Source organism: Saccharothrix sabaoui (assembly GCF_051756985.1).
GTDB lineage: Bacteria > Actinomycetota > Actinomycetes > Mycobacteriales > Pseudonocardiaceae > Actinosynnema.
This window is the reverse complement of sequence record NZ_JBPKJK010000018.1, coordinates 61866-83731: the sequence shown is the minus strand read 5'-3', so window position 1 is coordinate 83731 and position 21866 is coordinate 61866. Positions and strand designations below refer to the sequence as shown.

The following is a 21866-nucleotide window of genomic DNA, read 5'->3' as shown; positions in this document are numbered from 1 at the left end:
CGTCCAAGGTGGCCGACTCGATGTCCGTGTTGCCGTCCGCACCGGCCCGGTCGCGGACCTTGTCCTGCCACAGGGAGACCAGCTGCCGCAGCCTCGCCTCCACGCGCGCCCCGTCGACGTCCACCGGGTCCAGCGCGCCCAGCGCGTCGGCCAGCCTGGTCAGCTCGGCCTCCACACCGGTCCCGCCGGGCGCCGCGGCGGGCGCCACCTCGGAGCGCAGGAACGCCGCCAGCGCGTCGGGGGTCGGGTGGTCGAAGATCAGCGTCGCGGGCAGCCGCAACCCCGTCTCCGCACCCAGCGCGTTGCGCAGCTCGACCGACGTCAGCGAGTCGAAGCCCAGCTCGGTGAACGCCCGGTCCGGCCCGATCGCGTCCACCCCGGCGTGGCCGAGCACGGCCGCCGCCTGGGAGCGGACCACGGTCAGCAGCGCCTGCTGCGCGTCGGCCTCGGACAGCCCGGCCAACCGCAGCCGCAGCTCGTCCGCCCGCGCCGCCGTGTCGGCCGAGGCCACCCGGCGACCGGTCGAGCGGACCAGGCCGCGGAACAGCGGCGGCACCGGCGCGGTCCGGGCGTGCGCCCGCAGCCCCGCCACGTCGAGCTTCACCGGCACCGTCGCCGGCGCGACCAGCGAGGTGGCCAGGTCGAACAGCGCCAGCCCCTCCGCCGGGTCGAGCGGTGCGATGCCGTCGCGGCCCATCCGGTCCGCGTCCGCCGCGCCGCCCATGCCGTCGGCCCAGAGGCCGTAGGCGAGCGAGGTGGCCGCCAGGCCCCGGGACCGGCGGTGCTCGGCGAGCGCGTCCAGGAACGTGTTCGCGGCGGCGTAGTTCGCCTGGCCCGGCGCGCCGAGCACGCCCGCGGCCGAGGAGAACAGCGCGAACAGCGCCAGGTCGCGGTCCGCGGTCAGCTCGTGCAGGTGCCAGGCCGCGTCGACCTTCGGCCGCAGCACGGTCGCCAGCCGCTCGGGGGTGAGCGAGGTGACCAGGCCGTCGTCGAGGACGCCCGCCGCGTGGACGACACCGGTCAGGTCCGGGACGTCCGCGAGCAGCGCCGCCAGCGCGTCCCGGTCGGCCGCGTCGCACGCCTCGACCCGGACCCGCGCGCCCAGCCCGGTCAGCTCGGCGGCCAGTTCCGCCGCGCCCGGCGCCTGCGCGCCGCGCCGGCTGGTGAGGACCAGTCCCCGCACGCCGTGCGCGGTGACCAGGTGCCGCGCGACCGCCGCGCCCAGGCCGCCGGTGCCGCCGGTGACCAGCACGGTGCCGTCCGGGTCCAGGGCGCGCGGCACGGTCAGCACGACCCCGTCCCCGCCGAGGTCGGCCAGCGCCCCGGGAGCCCGGCGCACGTCCCGGGCCGGGAGCGCGATCGGGGTGAGCACGTCGGTGTCGGACAAGGCGACCAGCTCCTCCCACGTCGTCGCGATCCGGTCCGCCCCGACCCCGGTCAGGTCCAGGGCCAGGAAGTTCACCTCCGGATACTGCCGGGCGGGATCGCCGCTGGGACGTACGTCGGCCTTCCCCCTTTCCACGAACCGCCCACCGCGCGGCAACAGCGCGGCCGACCCGTGGTCGGCGCCGTCGGCCGAACCGAGCACGACGTCCACGCCGGCGACCGGGAGGTCGGCGGTGGTGAGGACCCGCGCGCCCAGGTGGCGGGCGATCCGGGTGGCGGCGAGGCCGAGCCCGCGGTCCGCGTCGTGGACCAGCACCGACTCGCCGGCGGTGAGGCCGGCGAGGTCGTGCAGCGCGTGCCAGGCGGCGAGGTGCGTCAGCGGCGCGGACGCCGCCTCCTCCCAGGTCCACCCGTCCGGGACCGGCGCGAGGACCGCGCGGGCGGCCGCGGCGACCGGACCGGCGGCGTTCCCGAGCAGGCCCATCACCCGGTCACCCGGCCGCAGGTCGGTGACGTCGCCGCCGACCTCCAGCACGACGCCCGCGACGGAGCGGCCGAGCGGTCCGGCGGCGTCCACGCCCGCCGCGCGCACCGCGATCCGGACGCCGTCACCGGCCAGCGGGTCGTCGGCCCCGGCGAACGGCCGCAGCACGGGCCGTTCCGGCGAGTCGAGCCGCCACGCCCGCTCACCGGCGGGCGGGACCAGCTCCGCCGCGTTGTCGGCCCGCAGCAGGCGGCAGGCGCGCACGACGCCGTCGCGCACGGCGAGCTGCGGTTCCTCGCCGACGGCGGCCACGGCGCGGGCCACGTCGTCGGCCGCGGCGTCGAGCAGGGCCAGTCGGCCCGGGTTCTCCGCCTGGGCGCTGCGGACCAGGCCCCACACCGAGGCGGCGACCGGGTCGACCACGTCGCCCGGGTCCGCGGTCACCGCGCCGTGCGTGAGCACGACCAGGGTGCTGTCGGCGGTGCGGTCGTCGGCCAGCCACGCCTGGACGGCCGCGAGGGTGCGCTCCAGCACCTCCCGCACCGCCCCGGGCACGTCCAGGGCGGAACCCCCGACGCGCAGGACCACCACGGGCGGGACGGTGTCGCCGACCTCCTCGTGGTGCGCCCAGGCTACGGCGGCGTCCGGCACGGCCACCGGGAGCCAGTCGAGCCGGAACAGCGAGTCCCGGGTCCCCGGGTCCGCGCCGAGCTGGTCGGCGGAGACCTCGCGCAGCGTCAGGCCGCCGACCGAGAGCACCGGCGCGCCCGCCGCGTCGGCCAGCTCCAGCCGGACCGAGTCGGGACCGGTGCGGCCGACCCGGACGCGCAGCGCGGTCGCGCCCGCGGCGTGCAGCGAGACGTCCCGCCACCCGAAGGGCAGCCGGGTGACCGCCTCGTCGTCCGAGGGCAGCAGGCCGATGGAGTGCAGCGCGGCGTCGAGCAGCGCCGGGTGGACGCCGAAGCCCGCCGCGTCACCGTGCGCCGCCTCGGGCAGCGCGATCTCGGCGAGGACGTCGTCCCCGTGCCGCCAGGCGGCCCGCAGGCCCTGGAACACCGGGCCGTAGGTGAGCCCCGCGGCGGCCAGGCCGGGGTAGAGGTCCGTCACGTCGAGCGCCTCGGCGTCCGCCGGGGGCCAAGCCCCCGCCGCGACGGCCGGGTGGTCCTCCTCCGGGCCGAGCACGCCGGTCGCGTGCGCGGTCCACGGCTCGTCGCCGTCCTGCGGCCGGGAGTAGACGGAGACCTCGCGCCGTCCTTCCCCGTCGGCCGCGCCGACGACGACCTGGACGGCGAGCGCGCCCCGTTCCGGCAGCACCAGCGGTGCCTCCAGGTCGAGTTCGACCACCTTCGGGCACCCCAGCTCGTCACCGGCGCGCACCGCCAGCTCGACCAGGGCCGCGCCGGGGACCAGCACGGAGCCGAGCACGGCGTGGTCGACGAGCCACGGCTGGGCGGCGCGGGACAGCCTGCCGAAGCAGATCAGCCCGTCCCCGCCCGCGGTGGGCACGACCGCGCCCAGCAGCGGGTGGTCGGCCGCGGTCAGGCAGAGCCCGGCCGCGTCACCGGCCGCCGAACCGCCGTCGAGCCAGAAGCGCTCGCGCTGGAAGGCGTAGGTCGGCAGGGCGACGGTCGTGGCCCCGCTGTCCCCGAAGTACTTCTCCCAGTCGACGGTCACGCCGTGGGCGTGCAGCGTCGCCAGGGCGAGGACCACCGTGGTGGCCTCGTCGCGGTCCCTGCGCAGCGCCGGGACCGCCGTGCCGGACTCGACCATCCCGGACAGCACCGCGTCCGGGCCCAGCTCCAGGAACCGGGTCGCGCCGGCCTCGTCCAACGCCGTGACGGTGTCGGCGAACCGGACCGTGGCGCGGACGTGCTCGACCCAGTACTCCGGGTCGGTCCAGCGGTCGTTCACCGGGATCGACGGCTCCGAGAAGGTCAGTTCACGCACCACGGCGCGGAAGTCGTCGAGCATCGGCTCCATCAGGGCCGAGTGGAACGCGTGCGACACCGTCAGGCGCTTGACCCGGCGGCCCTGCTCGCCGAAGTGGTCGGCCGCCGCCAGGGTCGGACCCTCCACACCGGACAGCACGACCGCGTTCGGCCCGTTGACCGCGGCCAGCGACACCTCGTCGGACAGGTGCTCGCGCACCTCGTCCTCCGACGCCTGCACCGCCACCATCGCACCACCGGTAGGCAACGCCTGCATCAGACGACCACGGGCCTCCACCAGCGTCGCGGCGTCCTCCAACGACAACACACCGGCGACGTGCGCCGCCGCGATCTCACCGATCGAATGACCCGCCACGAAATCCGGGCGCACACCGAACGACTCCACCAACCGGAACAACGCCACTTCCAACGCGAAGATCGCCGGCTGCGCATTACCAGTCTGGTCCAAGTCCGCGGTGGAACGAACACCCGGCAGGTACCCGCACACCTCGTCATAGGCACGGGCGAAAGCCGGGAACGCCTCGTACAGGCCCTCCCCCATCCCCGCCCGCTGCGAACCCTGACCGGTGAACAGCACGGCGAGCTTGCCGGGGACCGCCCGGCCGGTCACGACGTTCGTCGCGGCCTGCCCGTCGGCCAGCGCGGCCAGCCCGGCGCGCAGGTCGGCCTGGTTGCCCAGCACGACCGCGCGCCGCTCGTGCGCGGTGCGGGTGGTGGCCAGCGACCAGGCGACGTCGACCGGGTTACCCAGGTCGGCGTCCAGCAGCCGGGCCGCCTGCGCCCGCAGGGCCTGCTCGGTCCGCCCGGACAGCAGGTGCGGCAGCAGCGCGGGTTCGCGGACCTCGCGCGGCGGCGCGGGGACCTCCACCGGCTGCTCCAGGATGACGTGCGCGTTGGTGCCGCTGATGCCGAACGACGACACCGCCGCGCGCCTCGGCCGGTCCGCGCCGGGCCAGGGCGTCGCCCCGGTGGCCAGCTCGACCGCGCCCGTGCCCCAGTCCACGTGCGGGGTGGGCTCGTCGACGTGCAGGCTGGCCGGGACGACCCCGTGCCGCATCGCCTCGACGACCTTGATGATCCCGGCGACGCCGGCGGCGGCCTGGGTGTGGCCGATGTTCGACTTGACCGAGCCGAGCAGCAGCGGCGTCTCGCGGTCCTGGCCGTAGGTGGCCAGCAGCGCCTGCGCCTCGATCGGGTCACCCAGCGAGGTGCCCGTGCCGTGCGCCTCGACCACGTCGACGTCCGAGGTGGACAGCCCGGCGTTGGCCAGCGCCTGCCGGATCACCCGCTGCTGCGACGGCCCGTTCGGGGCGGTGAGGCCGTTGGACGCGCCGTCCTGGTTGACCGCGCTGCCGCGCACCACCGCGAGCACCGGGTGCCCGTTGCGGCGCGCGTCGGAGAGCCGCTCCAGCAGCAGGAACCCGGCGCCCTCGGACCAGCCGGTGCCGTCGGCGGACGCGGCGAACGGCTTGCAGCGCCCGTCGCGGGCCAGGCCGCGCTGCCGGGAGAACTCGATGAACGGGTTCGGCGTGGACATCACCGTCGCACCGCCGGCCAGGGCGAGTTCGCACTCGCCCGAGCGCAGCGCCTGCGCCGCCAGGTGCAGGGCGACCAGCGACGACGAGCACGCCGTGTCCACCGACACCGCCGGGCCCTGGAGGCCGAAGGTGTAGGCGACCCGGCCGGACAGCACGCTGCTCGCGCTGCCGGTGCCGAGCAGGCCCTCCACGCCCTCGGGGGTGGTGGCCAGGCGGGACGCGTAGTCGTTGTACATCACGCCCGCGAACACGCCGGTGGTGCTGCCCTTGAGCGACGTCGGGTCCATCCCGGCGCGCTCGAACGCCTCCACCGCGGTCTCCAGCAGCAGCCGCTGTTGCGGGTCGACGGTGATCGCCTCGCGCGGCGAGATGCCGAAGAACTCGGCGTCGAAGTCGGCCGCGTCGTGCAGGAACCCGCCCTCGCGGGCGTAGCTCTTGCCGGTGCGGTCCGGGTCCGGGTCGTACAGCCCGTCGAGGTCCCAGCCGCGGTCGGTCGGGAACGGCGTGATGGCGTCCACGCCGTCGGAGACCAGCCGCCACAGGTCCTCGGGCGACCGCACGCCGCCGGGGAACCGGCAGCTCATGGCGATGATCGCGATCGGCTCGTCGGGTTCGGCCGACCGGGTGCGGGTGACCGCCGCCTCGGGGGCGGCGCCGACCAGCTCGGTGCGGACGTGCCCGGCCAGCAGCAGCGGCGTCGGGTGGTCGAAGACCAGCGTCGCGGGCAGCCGCAGCCCGGTGGTCTCGCCGAGCCGGTTGCGCAGCTCGACGGCGGTCAGCGAGTCGAAGCCCAGCTCGGTGAACGCCCGGTCGGGGTCGACCGCGCCGGCACCGCCGTGGCCCAGCACGGCCGCGACCTGCGTGCGCACCAGGCCGATCAGGTGCGCCTCCTGCTCCGCGGCGGACAGCCGGGACAGGGTGTCCAGCAGGCCGGACACCGCCCGGTCGTTGGCCGCGGCACGGCGCTTGGGCACCCGGACCAGGCCGTGCAGCGCGGACGGCAGCGGCGCGGTGCGGGCGCGGACCCGCAGGGCCGCCAGGTCGAGCTTCACCGGCACCGGCACGGCCGTCCCGCTCGCGAGGGCCGCGTCGAACAGCGCGAGGCCCTCCTCCTCGGACAGCGCGCCGAAGCCGTCGCGGGCCAGCCGCTCCGCCTCGGCCGCGCCGCCCATGCCGCCGGCCCACAGGCCGTAGGCCAGCGAGCGGGCGGGCAGGCCGTCGGCGACCCGCTGCTCGGCGAGCGCGTCGAGCAGGGCGTTGGCCGCCGCGTAGTTGCCCTGGCCGGGGCCGCCCAGCACGCCGGAGACCGACGACAGCAGGACGAACTGGCTCAGCGGCCGGTCGAGGGTCAGCTCGTGCAGCGCGACCGCCGCGTCCGCCTTGGGCCGCAGCACGGTGTCGAGCCGCTCGGGCGTCAGCGCGGTGACCACGCCGTCGTCCAGCACGCCCGCCGCGTGCACGACCCCGGTCAGCCCGGGGACCGCGTCCAGCAGCGCGGCCAGCGCGGCCCGGTCGGCGACGTCGCACGCCTCGACCCGGACGGACGCGCCCAGCCCCGCCAGCTCCTCGGCCAGCTCGGCCGCGCCGGGGGCGGCGAGGCCGCGACGGCTGGTCAGCACCAGCTCGCGCACGCCGTGCGCGGTCACCAGGTGCCGGGCCAGCGCCGCGCCGATGCCGCCGGTGCCGCCGGTGACGAGCACCGCGCCGTCGCCCCACCCGGTGTCGGCGTCGCCGCCGGTGCGGGCGCGGACCAGGCGGGGCGCCAGGGCCTCGCCGTCGTGGACGCGGACCTCGGGTTCGCCGGTGGCCAGCGCGGCGGCGACGTCGTCGCCCTCGACCGACACGAACCGGCCGGGGTGCTCGGACCCCGCGCTGCGGACCAGGCCGCGGACGGCCGCGCCGGACGGGGAGCCGTCGGTGCGCACGACCAGCCGGGCGTCGGCGAACCGCTCCTCGGCCAGGAACGCCTGGATGCCCGCCAGGGCGGCGCGCAGCGCGTCGCGCGGCTCGCCGGCCGGGACGTCCAGCACCAGCGCGGGCGGGACCTCGTCGCCGACCTCGTGCAGCGGGGCGGTGTCGACCGCCTCGGCGACGGCGGGCATGGGCACCCTGGTCAGCTCGTAGAGCGAGTCCCCGGTGCGCGGCTGCCCGGCCTCGACCCGGCGGACGACCACCGAGCCGATGCTCGCCACCGGCGCGCCGGAGTTGTCCGCCGCCAGCAGGGAGACCGAGTCGGTCCCGGTCGGCGTGATCCGGACGCGCAGGGCGGTCGCGCCGGCCGCGTGCAGGACGGCGGAGCCGAACACGAACGGCAGCCGCCCGCCCTCGCCGGGGGTGAGCCCGATGGCGTGCAGGGCGGCGTCCAGCAGCGCCGGGTGGACGCCGAAGCGACCGGCCCGGTCGTGCTCGTCCTCGGGCAGCGCGACCTCGGCGTAGACGTCGTCGCCGTCGCGCCAGGCGGCCTTGAGACCGCGGAACACCGGTCCGTAGGCCAGGCCGGCGGCGGCCAGGTCGTCGTACAGGTCGGTGACGTCGACCGCCTCGCCGGGCGGCGGCCAGGCCGCGAGGTCCGCGGTGGGAGCGGTGGCCGCGGGCGACAGGGTGCCGACGGCGTGCTCGGTCCACGGCTCGTGCGGGCTGCGCGAGTGCACCGACACGGGGCGCCGGCCGGCGTCGTCGGCCTGGCCGACGATCACCTGGACGTCCAGCGCGCCCGAACCGGGCAGCACCAGCGGCGCCTGGAGGGTCAGCTCCTCCACCGCGCCGCAGCCCGCCTCGTCACCGGCCCGGACGGCCAGCTCCAGCAGCGCGGTGCCCGGCACCAGGGTGGCGCCCAGCGCCTCGTGGTCGGCCAGCCACGGGTGGGTGCCCCGGGACAGCCTGCCGGTGAACAGCCAGCCGTCGCCGTCCGCGAGCGGCACGGCCGCGCCGAGCAGCGGGTGCTCGGCGGGCTCCAGGCCCGCGGCGGTGACGTCGGCGTCCGCGCCGACCGAGACCAGCCAGAACCGCTGGTGCCGGAACACCGAGGTCGGCAGGTCCACGACGCGGGCGCCGGAGCCGGCGAACACGGCCGACCAGTCGACCGGGACGCCGTGGACGTGGGCGGTGGCCAGCGCGGTCAGCGCGGTCACGGCCTCGTCGCGGTCCCGGCGCAGGAACGGGGTGAACAGGCCGTCGCCGCCGCCCATCGCGGACAGCACGCCGTCCGGGCCGACCTCCAGGAACCGGGTGACGCCCGCGCCGCGCAGCCAGGACAGGCCGTCGCCGAAGCGGACCGTGGCGCGGACGTGCTCGACCCAGTACTCCGGGTCGGCGAGCCGGTCGGCCGGCGCGCCGCTCACCGTGGACACCACGGGGATCGACGGCTCGCCGAACGACAGCCCGCGCACGACCTCGCGGAACTCGTCGAGCATCGGCTCCATCAGGGCCGAGTGGAACGCGTGCGACACGCTCAGGCGCTTGGTCTTGCGCCCGAGCCGCTCGAACTTCTTGGCCACCTTGAGCGTCGGCGAGGCCGCGCCGGAGAGCACGACCGCGTCGGGGCCGTTGACGGCGGCCAGCGACACCTTCGCCGACAGGTGCTCGCGCACCTCGTCCTCGCTCGCCTGCACGGCGACCATCGCGCCACCGGCGGGCAGCGCCTGCATCAGGCGACCGCGCGCCTCCACCAGGGTCGCGGCGTCCGCCAGCGACAGCACGCCGGACACGTGCGCCGCCGCGATCTCGCCGATCGAGTGGCCGGCCAGGAAGTCGGGGCGGACGCCCCACGACTCCACGAGCCGGAACAGCGCCACCTCCAGCGCGAAGATCGCCGGCTGCGCACTACCCGTCCGGTCCAGGTCCGCGGCGGAGCGGACACCGGGCAGGTACCCGCACACCTCGTCGTAGGCGCGGGCGAACACCGGGAAGGCCGCGTACAGGCCCTCCCCCATGCCGACCCGCTGCGAACCCTGACCGGTGAACAGCACCGCCGTCCGGCCGGTCGTCGCGCGACCGGTCACGACGCCCGCGCCGGTCTCCCCCGCCGCGAGCGCGGCCAGGCCGGCGCGCAGCTCGTCGGCGGTCGTCCCGAGCACGACGGCGCGGTGCTCCTGCGCGGTGCGGGAGGTGGCCAGCGACAGGCCGAGGTCCACGGGCTCGCCCTCGACGGCCAGCAGCCGGGACGCCTGCTCGCGCACGGCCTCCTCGGCGCGGGCCGACAGCACCCACGGCACGACCGCGGGCGGCACGACCTCGCGCGCCGGCTCCGGTTCGGCCGGCTGCTCCAGGATGACGTGCGCGTTGGTGCCGCTGATGCCGAACGACGACACCGCCGCGCGGCGCGGCCGGTCCACCTCGGGCCACGGCCGCGGCTCGGCCAGCAGGCTGACGTCGCCCGCCGACCAGTCCACGTGCGGGGACGGCTCGTCCAGGTGCAGGCTCCTGGGCAGCACGCCGTGGCGCATCGCCTGGACCACCTTGATGATCCCGGCGACGCCGGCGGCGGCCTGGGTGTGGCCGATGTTGGACTTGATCGAGCCCAGGTACAGCGGCTCGTCCTCGCGCTCGCGGCCGTAGGTGGTCAGCAGCGCCTGCGCCTCGATCGGGTCGCCGAGCGAGGTGCCGGTGCCGTGCGCCTCCACCAGGTCCACCCCGGACGACGGGATGCCCGCGCCGGCCAGCGCGGCGCGGATGACCCGCTGCTGCGACGGCCCGTTGGGGGCGGTGAGGCCGTTGGACGCGCCGTCCTGGTTGATCGCCGAGCCCTTCACGACGGCCAGCACGCGGTGGCCGTTGCGGCGCGCGTCGGACAGCCGCTCCAGCACCAGCACGCCGACGCCCTCGGACCAGCCGGTGCCGTCGGCGTCGGCGGAGAACGACTTGCAGCGGCCGTCCGCGGCCAGGCCGCGCTGCCGCGAGAAGCCGATGAACGTGTCGGGCGTGGCCATCACGGTCACGCCGCCGGCCAGCGCCAGCGAGCACTCACCGGTGCGCAGCGCCTGCGCGGCCAGGTGCAGGGCGACCAGCGACGACGAGCACGCCGTGTCCACCGACACCGCCGGGCCCTCCAGGCCCAGCGTGTAGGCGACCCGACCGGACAGCACGCTGCCCGAGGTGCCCGTGCCGAGGAAGCCCTCGACGCCGTCCGGCACCGATCCCAGCTTGGTGCCGTAGTCGTGGTACATCACGCCGGCGAACACGCCGGTCGGGCTGCCCTTGAGGGTGGTCGGGTCGATCCCGGCGCGTTCGACGGCCTCCCACGAGGTCTCCAGCAGCAGGCGCTGCTGCGGGTCCATCGCCAGCGCCTCGCGCGGGCTGATCCCGAAGAACTCGGGGTCGAAGTCGCCCGCGTCGTGCAGGAACCCGCCCTCGCGGGTGTAGGTCTTGCCGGGCTGGTCGGGGTCGGGGTGGTAGATGCCGTCCACGTCCCAGCCGCGGTCCTCCGGGAAGCGCGAGACGCCGTCGCGGCCCTGTGCGACCAGGTCCCACAGGTCCTCCGGCGACCGCACCCCGCCCGGGTAGCGGCAGGCCATGCCGACGATGACGACCGGGTCGCCGCTGACCGCCGCCGGGGCGTGCACGGGCGCGGCCGGACCGTCCTGCTCGTCGAGGAACTCCGACCGGATGAACTCGGCCAGCGCCAGCGGCGTCGGGTGGTCGAAGGTGAGCGTGGCGGGCAGGCGCAGCCCGGTGGCCGCGTCCACGCGGTTGCGGAACTCGACCGAGGTGAGCGAGTCGAAGCCCAGCTCGCCGAACGCCCGGTCGGCCTCCACCGCGTGCGGGCCCTCGTGGCCCAGCACGAGCGCGACCTCGGTGCGGATCAGCTCGACGAGCACCCGGAGCCGCTCGGGCTGCGGCAGGCCGCCGAGCCGCTGCCGCAGACCGGCTGCCTCACCGGCGTGCGCGGCGCGGCGCGGGCGCAGCTTGACCAGGCTGCGCAGCACGTGCGGGACGGCCCCGGTGGCGCGGGCGTCCTCGCGCAGCGCGGCCACGTCCAGCCGCAGCGCGACCGGGTTGGCGTCGTCGCCGAGCGCGACCAGGTCGAACAGCGCAAGACCGGCCTCGTCCGACAGGGCGCCGAACCCGGCCGGGCCGCCGGACCGGCCGCTGCCCATGCCGCTGCGCCACAGGCCGAAGGCGATGGAGGTGGCGACCAGGCCCCGGTCGCGCCGGTAGGTGGCCAGCCCGTCGAGGAAGCCGTTGGCCGCCGCGTAGTTGGCCTGGCCCGGTGCCCCGAGCGTGCCCGCGACCGACGAGAACAGGACGAACAGGTCCAGGCCGCTGGTCAGCTCGTGCAGGTTCCAGGCGGCCTCGGCCTTGGGCGCGAGGACGGCGGCGACGCGCTCGGGCGTCATCGTCTCCAGCACGCCGTCGTCGAGGACGCCCGCGGCGTGCACGACGCCGCTGAGCGGCTGGTCGGGCGCGACCAGGGCGAGCGCGGCCACCAGCTGCTCGCGGTCGGCGACGTCGCAGGCCGCGATCGTCACCTCCGCGCCCAGGTCGGTCAGCTCGCGCTCCAGGTCCGCCGCGCCGGGCGCGTCGCCGCCCCGGCGGCTGGTGAGCAGCAGGTGACGGACGCCGTGGCGCTCCACCAGGTGCCGGGCGACCAGCGCGCCGAGGCCGCCGGTGCCGCCGGTGACCAGGACGGTGCCCTCCAGGGCCCAGTCCGTGTCGCTCGTCGCCTGGGCGCGGACCAACCTCGGCACGCGCAGCTCGCCACCGACGAGCAGCACCTCCGGCTCGCCGGTGCCCACCGCGGTGGCCACGTCACCGGTGCCGTGCACCAGGACCAGGCGGTCGGGGTGCTCGGCCTGGGCGCTGCGGACGAGCCCGGCCACCGCGGTGTGCGCGGGGACGCCCGGCGCGGTCCGCACGACCAGGCGTGCCGCCCGGTCCTCGGCCAGCCAGGCGTGCAGCACGCCCAGGACGCGGTCGGTCACGTCGCGGACCTCGCCGTCGGGCACGGTGAAGACGACCGCGTCGGCGTCGCCGTCCTCCCCGTGCGGCAGCACGGTGACCGGCGCGCCCGCCGCGACGGGCACCCAGTCCACGGTGAACAGCGCGTCCCGCTCGACCTCGCTGATCGGGCGCAGCAGGCCCTCGCTGATCGCCCGCAGGGCGAGCGAGGCGACGGAGAGCACCGGGGTGCCCGTGCCGTCGGCGACCTGGAGCGACACCGTGCCGGGACCGGTGGGCGTGAGCCGGACGCGCAGCGCGGACGCGCCGGAGGCGTGCAGCGTCACCCCGGCCCACGAGAAGGGCAGGCCGGCCCGACCGCCGGAGAGGCCGATCGCGTGCAGCGCGGCGTCCAGCAGGGCCGGGTGCAGGCCGAAGCGGCTGACGTCGGTGCCCTCGGGCAGCGCGACCTCGGCGAAGGTCTCCTCACCCCGCCGCCAGGCCGCGCGCAGGCCGCGGAACGGCTCGCCGTAGTCGAGGCCCGCCTCGGCCAGCTCGACGTAGAAGCCGTCCAGGCCGAGCGGTTCGGCACCGGCCGGCGGCCACTCGGTCAGGTCGCCGGCCGGCTCCGCGTCGCCCGGCACCAGGGTGCTGGTGGCGTGCGCCGTCCACTCCTCGTCCGGGTCGGCGTCCTGGCGGCGGGAGTGCACCGCCACCGCGCGCCGCCCGCCCGCCTCCGGGGCCGAGACGGAGACCCGCAGCTGGACCGCGGCCTCCTCCAGCACCAGGGGCGTGTGGATGGTCAGCTCCTCGACGGTGCCGCAGCCGACCTCGTCGCCCGCGCGGACGACCAGCTCGGCGAAGGCGGTGCCGGGCAGCAGGACCGCGTCGGCGACCCGGTGCCCGGCCAGCCACGGCTGGGCGTCGAGCGACAGCCGTCCGGTCAACACCAGTCCGCCGCTGTCTGGCAGCGCGACGGCCGCGCCGAGCAGCGGGTGGTCCAGCGACCCGAGGCCGAGCCCGGCCGCGTCACCCGCCGTCTGCGCCTGGACCAACCAGAAGTGCCTGTGGTGGAAGGCGTAGGTGGGCAGGTCGACGGTCGTGGCGCCGCTGCCCTCGAAGTACTTCTCCCAGTCCACTGCCGCGCCGTGGGCGTGCAACGTCGCGAGAGCGGTGACCAGGGTGGTGGCCTCGTCGCGGTCCCTGCGCAGTGCGGGCACGGCGGTGCCGGGCTCGACCAGGGCGGACAGCACCGCGTCCGGACCCAGCTCCAGGAACCAGGTCGCACCCGATTCCTCCAACCCCGTCACGGTGTCGGCGAACCGGACCGTGGCACGGACGTGCTCGACCCAGTACTCCGGGTCGGTCCACCGGTCGTTCACCGCGATCGACGGCTCCGAGAAGGTCAGCTCGCGCACGACCTGGCGGAACTCGTCCAGCATCGGCTCCATCAACACCGAGTGGAACGCGTGCGACACCGTCAAACGCTTCGTCTTGCGCCCCAGCTCGGCGAACCGCGCCGCCACCGCCAGGGTGGACTCCTCCACACCCGACAGGACGACCGCGTTCGGCCCGTTGACCGCCGCCAACGACACCGCATCGGACAGGTGCTCGCGCACCTCCTCCTCCGACGCCTGCACCGCCACCATCGCACCACCGGCGGGCAACGCCTGCATCAAACGACCACGAGCCTCCACCAGCGTCGCGGCGTCCGCCAGCGACAACACACCCGCGACGTGCGCCGCCGCGATCTCACCGATCGAATGACCCGCCACGAAATCCGGGCGCACACCGAACGACTCCACCAACCGGAACAACGCCACTTCCAACGCGAAGATCGCCGGCTGCGCGTTACCAGTCTGATCCAGGTCCACCCCGGAACGAACACCCGGAAGATGGGCGCACACCTCGTCATAGGCACGGGCGAAAGCCGGGAACGCCTCGTACAGGCCCTCCCCCATCCCCGCCCGCTGCGAACCCTGACCGGTGAACAGCACGGCCAGCCGACCGGGACGTGCCCGACCGGTCACCGCGTTGTGCGCCCGGCCGGTCTCGGCGAACGCGGACAGCCCGGCGAGCAGGGCGTCCCGGTCGGAGCCGACGACCACGGCCCGCCGCTCGTGCGCGGCGCGGGTGGTCACCAGGGAGTGGCCGACGTCCACCGGGGACGCGTCGCCCACCGCCGCGCCCAGCCGCGCCGCCTGGGCGCGCAGGGCGTCGTCGTCCCGGGCCGAGAGCACCCACGGCACGACCGCGGGCGTGGTGCCCGCGACCGGTTCGGGGGCGGGCTCGGGGACGTGCTCCAGCACCACGTGCGCGTTGGTGCCGCTGAAGCCGAACGAGGACACGCCGGCGCGGCGCGGGCGGTCGGCGCCCGGCCACCCGGTGTCCTCGGTGAGCAGCCTGACCGCGCCCGCCTCCCAGTCGACCTGGCCGGACGGCGCGTCGACGTGCAGGGTGCGCGGGAGCACGCCCCGGCGCATGGCCTCCACCATCTTGATCACGCCGGCCACGCCGGCGGCGGCCTGGGTGTGCCCGATGTTGGACTTGATCGACCCCAGGTACAGGGGCTCGTCGCGCTCCTGGCCGTAGGTGGCCAGGATGGCCTGCGCCTCGATCGGGTCACCGAGCCTCGTGCCGGTGCCGTGCGCCTCCACCGCGTCCACGTCCGCCGGGGTCAGCCCGGCGTTGACCAGCGCCTGCTGGATGACGCGCTGCTGCGACGGGCCGTTGGGGGCGGTGAGGCCGCTGGACGCGCCGTCCTGGTTGACCGCCGAACCCCGGATCACCGCGAGCACGCGGTGGCCGTTGCGCTGCGCGTCGGACAGCCGCTCCAGCAGGAGCACGCCCACGCCCTCGCCCCAGCTGACGCCGTCCGCGCCGTCGGCGAACGCCTTGCAGCGGCCGTCGACCGCCATCGCGCGCTGCCGGCTGAAGTCGACGAACGGGTCCGGGTTGGCCATCACGGTGACGCCGCCCGCGAGGGCGAGCGTGCACTCGCCCGAGCGCAGTGCCTGTGCCGCGAGGTGCATGGCGACCAGCGACGACGAGCAGGCCGTGTCGACCAGGACGGCCGGGCCCTCGAAGCCGAAGGTGTAGGAGATGCGGCCGGCCATCATCGAGCCGGACGTGCCGGTGCCGAGCAGGCCCTCGACGTCCTCCGGGATGGCGGTCAGGCGCGAGGCGTACTCGTGGTAGATCGCGCCGGTGAAGACGCCGGTCGCGCTGCCGCGCAGCTCCTGCGGGCGCAGCCCGGCGCGTTCCAGCACCTCCCAGGACGTCTCCAGCAGCAGCCGCTGCTGCGGGTCCATCGCCAGCGCCTCGCGGGGCGAGATGCCGAAGAACTCGGCGTCGAACTCGCCCGCGTCGTGCAGGAACCCGCCGGTGCGGGCGTGCGAGACGCCGTTGCGGCCCGGCGTGGTGTCGAACAGCGAGGCCAGGTCCCAGCCGCGGTCGGTCGGGAACTCCGTGATGCCCTCGCCGCCCTCGGCGACCAGCCGCCACAGGTCCTCCGGCGAGCGGACGCCGCCGGGGAAGCGGCAGGCCATCGCCACGATCGCGATGGGTTCGTCGGTGGTGCCGGTGTGCGCCCGGACCTGCGGGCCGGCCGGTCCGCCGAGCCCGCCGAGCAGTTCGGTGCGCAGGTACCCGGCCAGGGCGACCGGGCTCGGGTGGTCGAAGATGACCGTGGCGGGCAGGCGCAGGCCGGTGGCCGCGCCGAGGCGGTTGCGCAGCTCGACGGCGGTCAGCGAGTCGAAGCCGAGGTCGAGGAAGCCGCGGGAGGGTTCGACGGTGCCCGCCGTGACGTGGCCGAGCACCAGCGCGACCTGGGTGCGCACCAGGTCCAGCAGTTCGCGGTCCTGCTCCGCCTCGGTCAGCGCGGCCAGCTTGCGGGCCAGCGAGGACCCCTGTTCGGCACCGGACTTGGCGGTCCGCCGGGCGGGTGTGCGCACGAGCGCGCCGAGCACCGACGGCAGCGGGGAGGTCCGGGCCGCCGCGCGCAGCACGGGCAGGTCGAGCTTGACCGGGACGGCGACCGGCGTGCCCGCCGCGAGGGCGGCGTCGAACAGGGCGAGGCCCTCCTCGACGGTCAGCGCGGGGGTGCCGCCGTTGCGCAGCCGGGCGAGGTCGGCCTCGCCGAGCGCGTCGCCCATGCCGGCGGCCCACAGGCCCCAGGCGAGGGACTGGCCGGGCAGGCCGCGGGCGCGGCGGTGCTCGGCGAGCGCGTCGAGGTAGGCGTTCGCGGCGGCGTAGTTGCCCTGGCCGGGCGCGCCCAGCACGCCCGCGGCCGAGGAGAAGGTGACGAACAGGGCCGGGTCCTGCGCCAGTTCGTGCAGGTGGTGGGCGGCATCGGCCTTGGGGCCGAGCACGCGGTCCACGCGGTCGGGGGTCAGCGAGTCGATCGTGCCGTCGTCGAGGACGCCGGCGGCGTGCACCACGCCGGTGATCTCCAGCCCGTCGAGCAGTGCGCCCACGGAGCCGCGGTCGGACACGTCGCACGCCACGACCTCGACCTGCGCGCCCAGCTCGACCAGTTCCCGCCGCAGCTCCTCCGCGCCGGGCGCGTCGAGACCGCGACGGCTGGTCAGCAGCAGCTTGCGCACCCCGTACCGCATGATCAGGTGCCGGGCGACCAACGCGCCCAGGCCACCCGTGCCGCCGGTCACCAGCACCCACTTGGCGGGGTCGAGCACCGGCGGCATGGTCAGCGCGACCTTGCCGATGTGCCGGGCCTGGCTGACGAACCGGAACGCCTCCCGCGCCTCGCGCACGTCCCACGCCCGCACCGGCAGCGGTTCCAGCACGCCGGCGTCGAACAGCTCGATCAACGCCTCCCACATCTCGGCGGTGCGCCGCGGCCCCGCCTCGATCAGGTCGAACGCCTGGTAGGCGACACCCGGCACGTCCTCGCGGACGTCGGTCTTGCCCATCTCCAGGAACCGACCACCCGGGGCCATCGTGCGCAGCGAGGCGTCCACGAACTCGCCCGCCAACGCGTTGAGCACCACGTCGATCCCCGCGAACCGGTCCGCGAACTCCAGGGTCCGCGACGACGCGATGTGCCCGTCGTCCAACCCCGCCGCACGCAACACGTGCCGCTTGCCCTCACTCGCCGTGCCGTAGACCTCCGCACCCAGGTGCCGGGCCAACTGCGTCGCCGCCATGCCCACACCACCGGCCGCCGAGTGGATCAGGACCGACTCGCCCGCCTTCACCCCGCCCAGGTCGCACAGGGCGTAGTACGCCGTCAGGAACACCAGCGGCACCGTCGCCGCCTGCTCGAACGACCAGCCCCCGGGCTTGCGGGTGATCATCGGCCGATCGGCCACCGCCACCGGTCCGGCACCGCCGGACACCAGGCCCATGACCTCGTCGCCCGGCGCGAGGTCGGTGACGGCGTCGCCCACCTCGGTGACGACACCGGCGAACTCGCTGCCGAGCAGCCCGGCCTCGCCGGGGTACATGCCGAGCGCGTTGAGCACGTCGCGGAAGTTCAGGCCCGCCGCCCGCACCGACACCCGCACCCCGTTCGGGCCCAGCGGCTCGTGCGCCACCGGCTCCAGGGTCAGGTGGTCGAGGGTGCCCTTGCCGGACAGGCCGAGCCGCCAGTCGCCGGCGGGCGGCACCAGGCGTTCGCCGGACTCGACCGGGACCAGGCGCGGGGCCAGCAGCTCCCCGCCGCGCACGGCCAGCTGCGGCTCACCGCTGGTGAGCACGGCGTCGGTGATCTCGTCGGCGTCCACGAGGGTGAACCGCTCGGGGTGCTCGGACTGGGCGCTGCGCACCAGGCCCCACACCGCCGCGAGGGCGGGGTCGACCGGGTCGCCCGCGCCGGTGGAGACCGCGCCGGCGGTCTGCACGACCAGCCGCGCGTCGGCGAACCGCTCGTCGGTGAGCCACTCCTGGAGCACGTCGAGCGTGTCGGCGACCGCGGCGTGGACGTCCGCGCCGGTCACCCGGTGCACCACGACCGGCGGGACGTCCTCGCCCACCTCGGTCCGGTCGCGCCAGGCGGGGGCCGTGCCGGACGCGGCGGGCACCGGCTGCCAGGCCAGTTCGTACAGGCCGTCCCGCCCGGGGGCGGTGCGGATCTGCTCGGCCGACACCGGCCGCACGACCAGCGAGCCGACCTCGGCGACCGGCGCGCCGGTGCCGTCGGCGACGCGCAGGGAGACGGCGTCGGTGCCGGCCGGGGACAGCTCGACCCGCAGCTCGGCCGCGCCGGAGGCGTGCAGGGCGACGTCGGTCCAGCTGAACGGCAGCCGGGCCTGGCCGCCGTCGTCGAGGGCCAGGGCGTGCAGGGCGGCGTCGAGCAGCGCCGGGTGCAGGCCGAACCGGCCCGCCTGGTCGCTCACCTGCTCGGGCAGCGCGACCTCGGCGTAGGTGGTGCCGTCGAGCTTCCAGGCGGCCCGCAGGCCCCGGAACGCGTCGCCGTAGTCCAGGCCCAGCGCGGTCAGCTCGGGGTACAGGCCGTCCAGCGCGACGGACCGCGCGCCGGGCGGCGGCCACTCGGCCAGGTCCCAGGGCGCGTCGGTGCGCGCGGCGGTCAGCGAGCCGGTGGCGTGCAGCGTCCACGGGTCGTCGGACGCCGCGCCGTGCGGGCGGGAGTGCAGGGTCAGCGGGCGGCGGCCGGAGTCGTCGGGCGCGCCGGCCCACAGCTGGACCTGCACGCCGCCGGTCTCGGGCAGCACCAGCGGGGTCTGGAGGGTCAGCTCCTCCACCGCGGTCAGGCCGGTCTCGTCGGCGGCGCGCACGGCCAGCTCGACCAGCGCGGTGCCGGGCACGACGACCGCGCCCATCACGACGTGGTCGGCCAGCCACGGGTGGGTGCGCGTGGAGAGGGTGCCGGTGAACAGGAAGCCGTCGGCGTCGGCGACCGAGACGGCCGCGCCGAGCAGCGGGTGGTCCAGCGAGCTGAGGCCCAGCCCGGCGGCGTCGCCGGCCTGGGCGGTCGCGGGCAGCCAGTAGCGGGCGCGCTGGAACGGGTAGGTGGGCAGGTCGACCCGGCGCGCGCCGGGGAAGAACGCCGCCCAGTCGACGCGGGCGCCGTGGGCGTGCAGGGCGGCGAGGCCGTCGAGCAGCGCGGGCACCTCGTCGCGGCCCTTGCGCAGGGCGGGCACGAACAGTCCCTCGGCGCAGTCCTGGCCCGCGGCGGACAGCACGCCGTCGGGGCCCAGCTCGAAGTAGCGCGTGACGCCCGCGTCGGCCAGGGTCGCGACGCCGTCGGCGAACCGGACGGCCTCGCGCACGTGCCGCACCCAGTACGCCGGGTCGCACACCTCCTCGGTGCGGGCGAGGCGGCCGGTGACGTTGGAGACCAGGGCGATCTTCGGGGTGTGGAAGGTCAGCCCGCGCACGACCTCGGCGAAGTCGGCGAGCATGTCGTCCATCAGCGCCGAGTGGAAGGCGTGCGAGACGGACAGGGCCTTGGTCTTGCGGCCGCGGGTGGCGAACGCGGCGGCCACCTCCGCGACGGGCCCGGCCTCGCCGGAGACGACGACGGAGGTGGGGCCGTTGACGGCGGCGACGTCCACGCCCGCGCGCAGCTCGGCGCGCACCTCGTCCTCGGTGGCCTGCACGGCGCACATCGCGCCGCCCTCGGGCAGCGCCTGCATGAGCCTGCCGCGCGCCTCGACCAGCGCGACGGCGTCGGCCAGGGACCACACGCCGGCGACGTGCGCGGCGGCGATCTCGCCCACGGAGTGGCCGATCAGGAAGTCGGGGCGCACGCCCCACGACTCGACCAGCCGGTACAGCGCGACCTCCAGCGCGAACAGCGCGGGCTGGGCGTTGCCGGTGCGGTTGAGCTCGTCGGCGTCGTCGACGTCGCGGATGCCGGGCAGCAGGTCGGCGACCGCGTCGTACGCCTCGGCGAAGACGGGGAACGCGGCGTGCAGCTCGCGGCCCATGCCGAGGCGCTGGGAGCCCTGGCCGGTGAACATGACGGCGAGCAGGCCGCCGGTGGCCTCGCCGGTGGTGACGCCGGGCGCGGGCACGTCGTCGGCCACGGCGCGCAGGCCGGCGCGCAGCGCGTCCGGGTCGGCCCCGGTGACCACGGCGCGGTGCTCGTGGGTGGCGCGGGTGGCGGCCAGCGACCAGCCGACGTCGGCCGGGTCGCCCGCGACCTCCAGCAGGGCTTCGGCCTGGGCGCGCAGGGCGTCCGCGGTGCGGCCGGAGAGCACCCACGGCACCAGCGCGGGCGCGGGGCCGCGGTCGGCGGGCGCGTCGGCGTCCGGCGCGGGTTCGGGCGCCTGCTCCAGCACGACGTGCGAGTTGGTGCCGCTGATGCCGAACGAGGACACGGCGGCGCGGCGGACGTGGTCGGCGGGCCACGGGCGGTTGCCGGTCAGCAGCTCGACGCTGCCGGAGGACCAGTCGGCCTGCGGGGTGGGCGCGTCGACGTGCAGGGTGGCGGGCAGCACGCCGTTGTTCAGGGCGAGCACCACCTTGATGACGCCCGCGACACCGGCGGCGGCCTGGGTGTGGCCGATGTTCGACTTGACCGAGCCCAGCAGCAGCGGGCGGTCCCGGTCGCGGCCCCGGCCGTAGGTGGCCTGGAGCGCCTGGACCTCGATGGGGTCGCCGAGGGTGGTGCCGGTGCCGTGCGCCTCGACCGCGTCGACGTCCGAGGTGGACAGCCGGGCGTCGGCCAGGGCGGCGCGGATGACGCGCTGCTGCGACGGGCCGTTGGGGGCGGTGAGGCCGTTGGACGCGCCGTCGGAGTTGACGGCGGTGCCGCGGACCACGGCCAGCACGCGGTGGCCGTTGCGCTGCGCGTCGGAGAGCCGCTCCAGCACGAGCACGCCCGCGCCCTCGCCCCACGCGGTGCCGTCCGAGGCGGCGGCGAACGCCTTGACCAGGCCGTCGCGGGCCAGGCCGCGCTGCCGGGAGAACTCGACGAAGGCGTCCGGGCCGGCCATGACGGTCGCGCCGCCGGACAGCGCCAGGTCGCACTCGCCCGCGCGCAGCGCGCGCACCGCCAGGTGCAGCGTCACCAGGGACGCCGAGCAGGCGGTGTCCACGGTGACCGACGGCCCCTCCAGGCCGAGCACGTAGGAGATGCGGCCGGACAGGACGCTGCCGGAGATGCCGGTGCCCAGGTAGCCCTCGACGCCCTCGACGCCCTTGGGCAGCTCGCGGCCGTAGTCCTGGCCGTTGGTGCCCGCGAAGACGGCGGTGCGGCTGCCCTTGAGCGAGGTCGGGTCGATGCCCGCGCGCTCCAGCGCCTCCCACGACGTCTCCAGCAGCAGGCGCTGCTGCGGGTCCATCGACACCGCCTCGCGCGGCGAGATGCCGAAGAACTCCGGGTCGAACGCGTCGGCGTCGTGCAGGAAGCCGCCGTGCCGGACGTAGCTGGTGCCCAGGTGGTCGGGGTCGGGGTCGAACAGGCCCTCGACGTCCCACCCCCGGTTGTCCGGGAAGCCGGTGATGCCGTGCCGCCCGCCGACCAGCAGGTCCCAGAACTGCTCGGGCGTGCGCACGCCGCCGGGGAACCGGCAGCCCAGGCCGACGATCGCGACCGGCTCGGCGTCCCGCGCCTCCACCTCGGCCAGGCGGCTGCGCGTGCGCTGCAGCTCACCCGTGACCCGGGTCAGGTAATCGCGGAGCTTGTCGTTCTCACCCACGGTGTCC

General features: G+C 76.3%; 1 protein-coding gene. It reads right to left on the bottom strand.

Going from position 1 to position 21866, the window contains the following annotated elements; all coding sequences use genetic code 11:
- On the bottom strand, positions 1-21859 hold a 21859-nt coding region (locus ACR807_RS08340; protein ID WP_438920628.1), incomplete at its 3' end, for an SDR family NAD(P)-dependent oxidoreductase.
- Between the last annotated feature and the right edge of the window lie 7 nt (positions 21860-21866).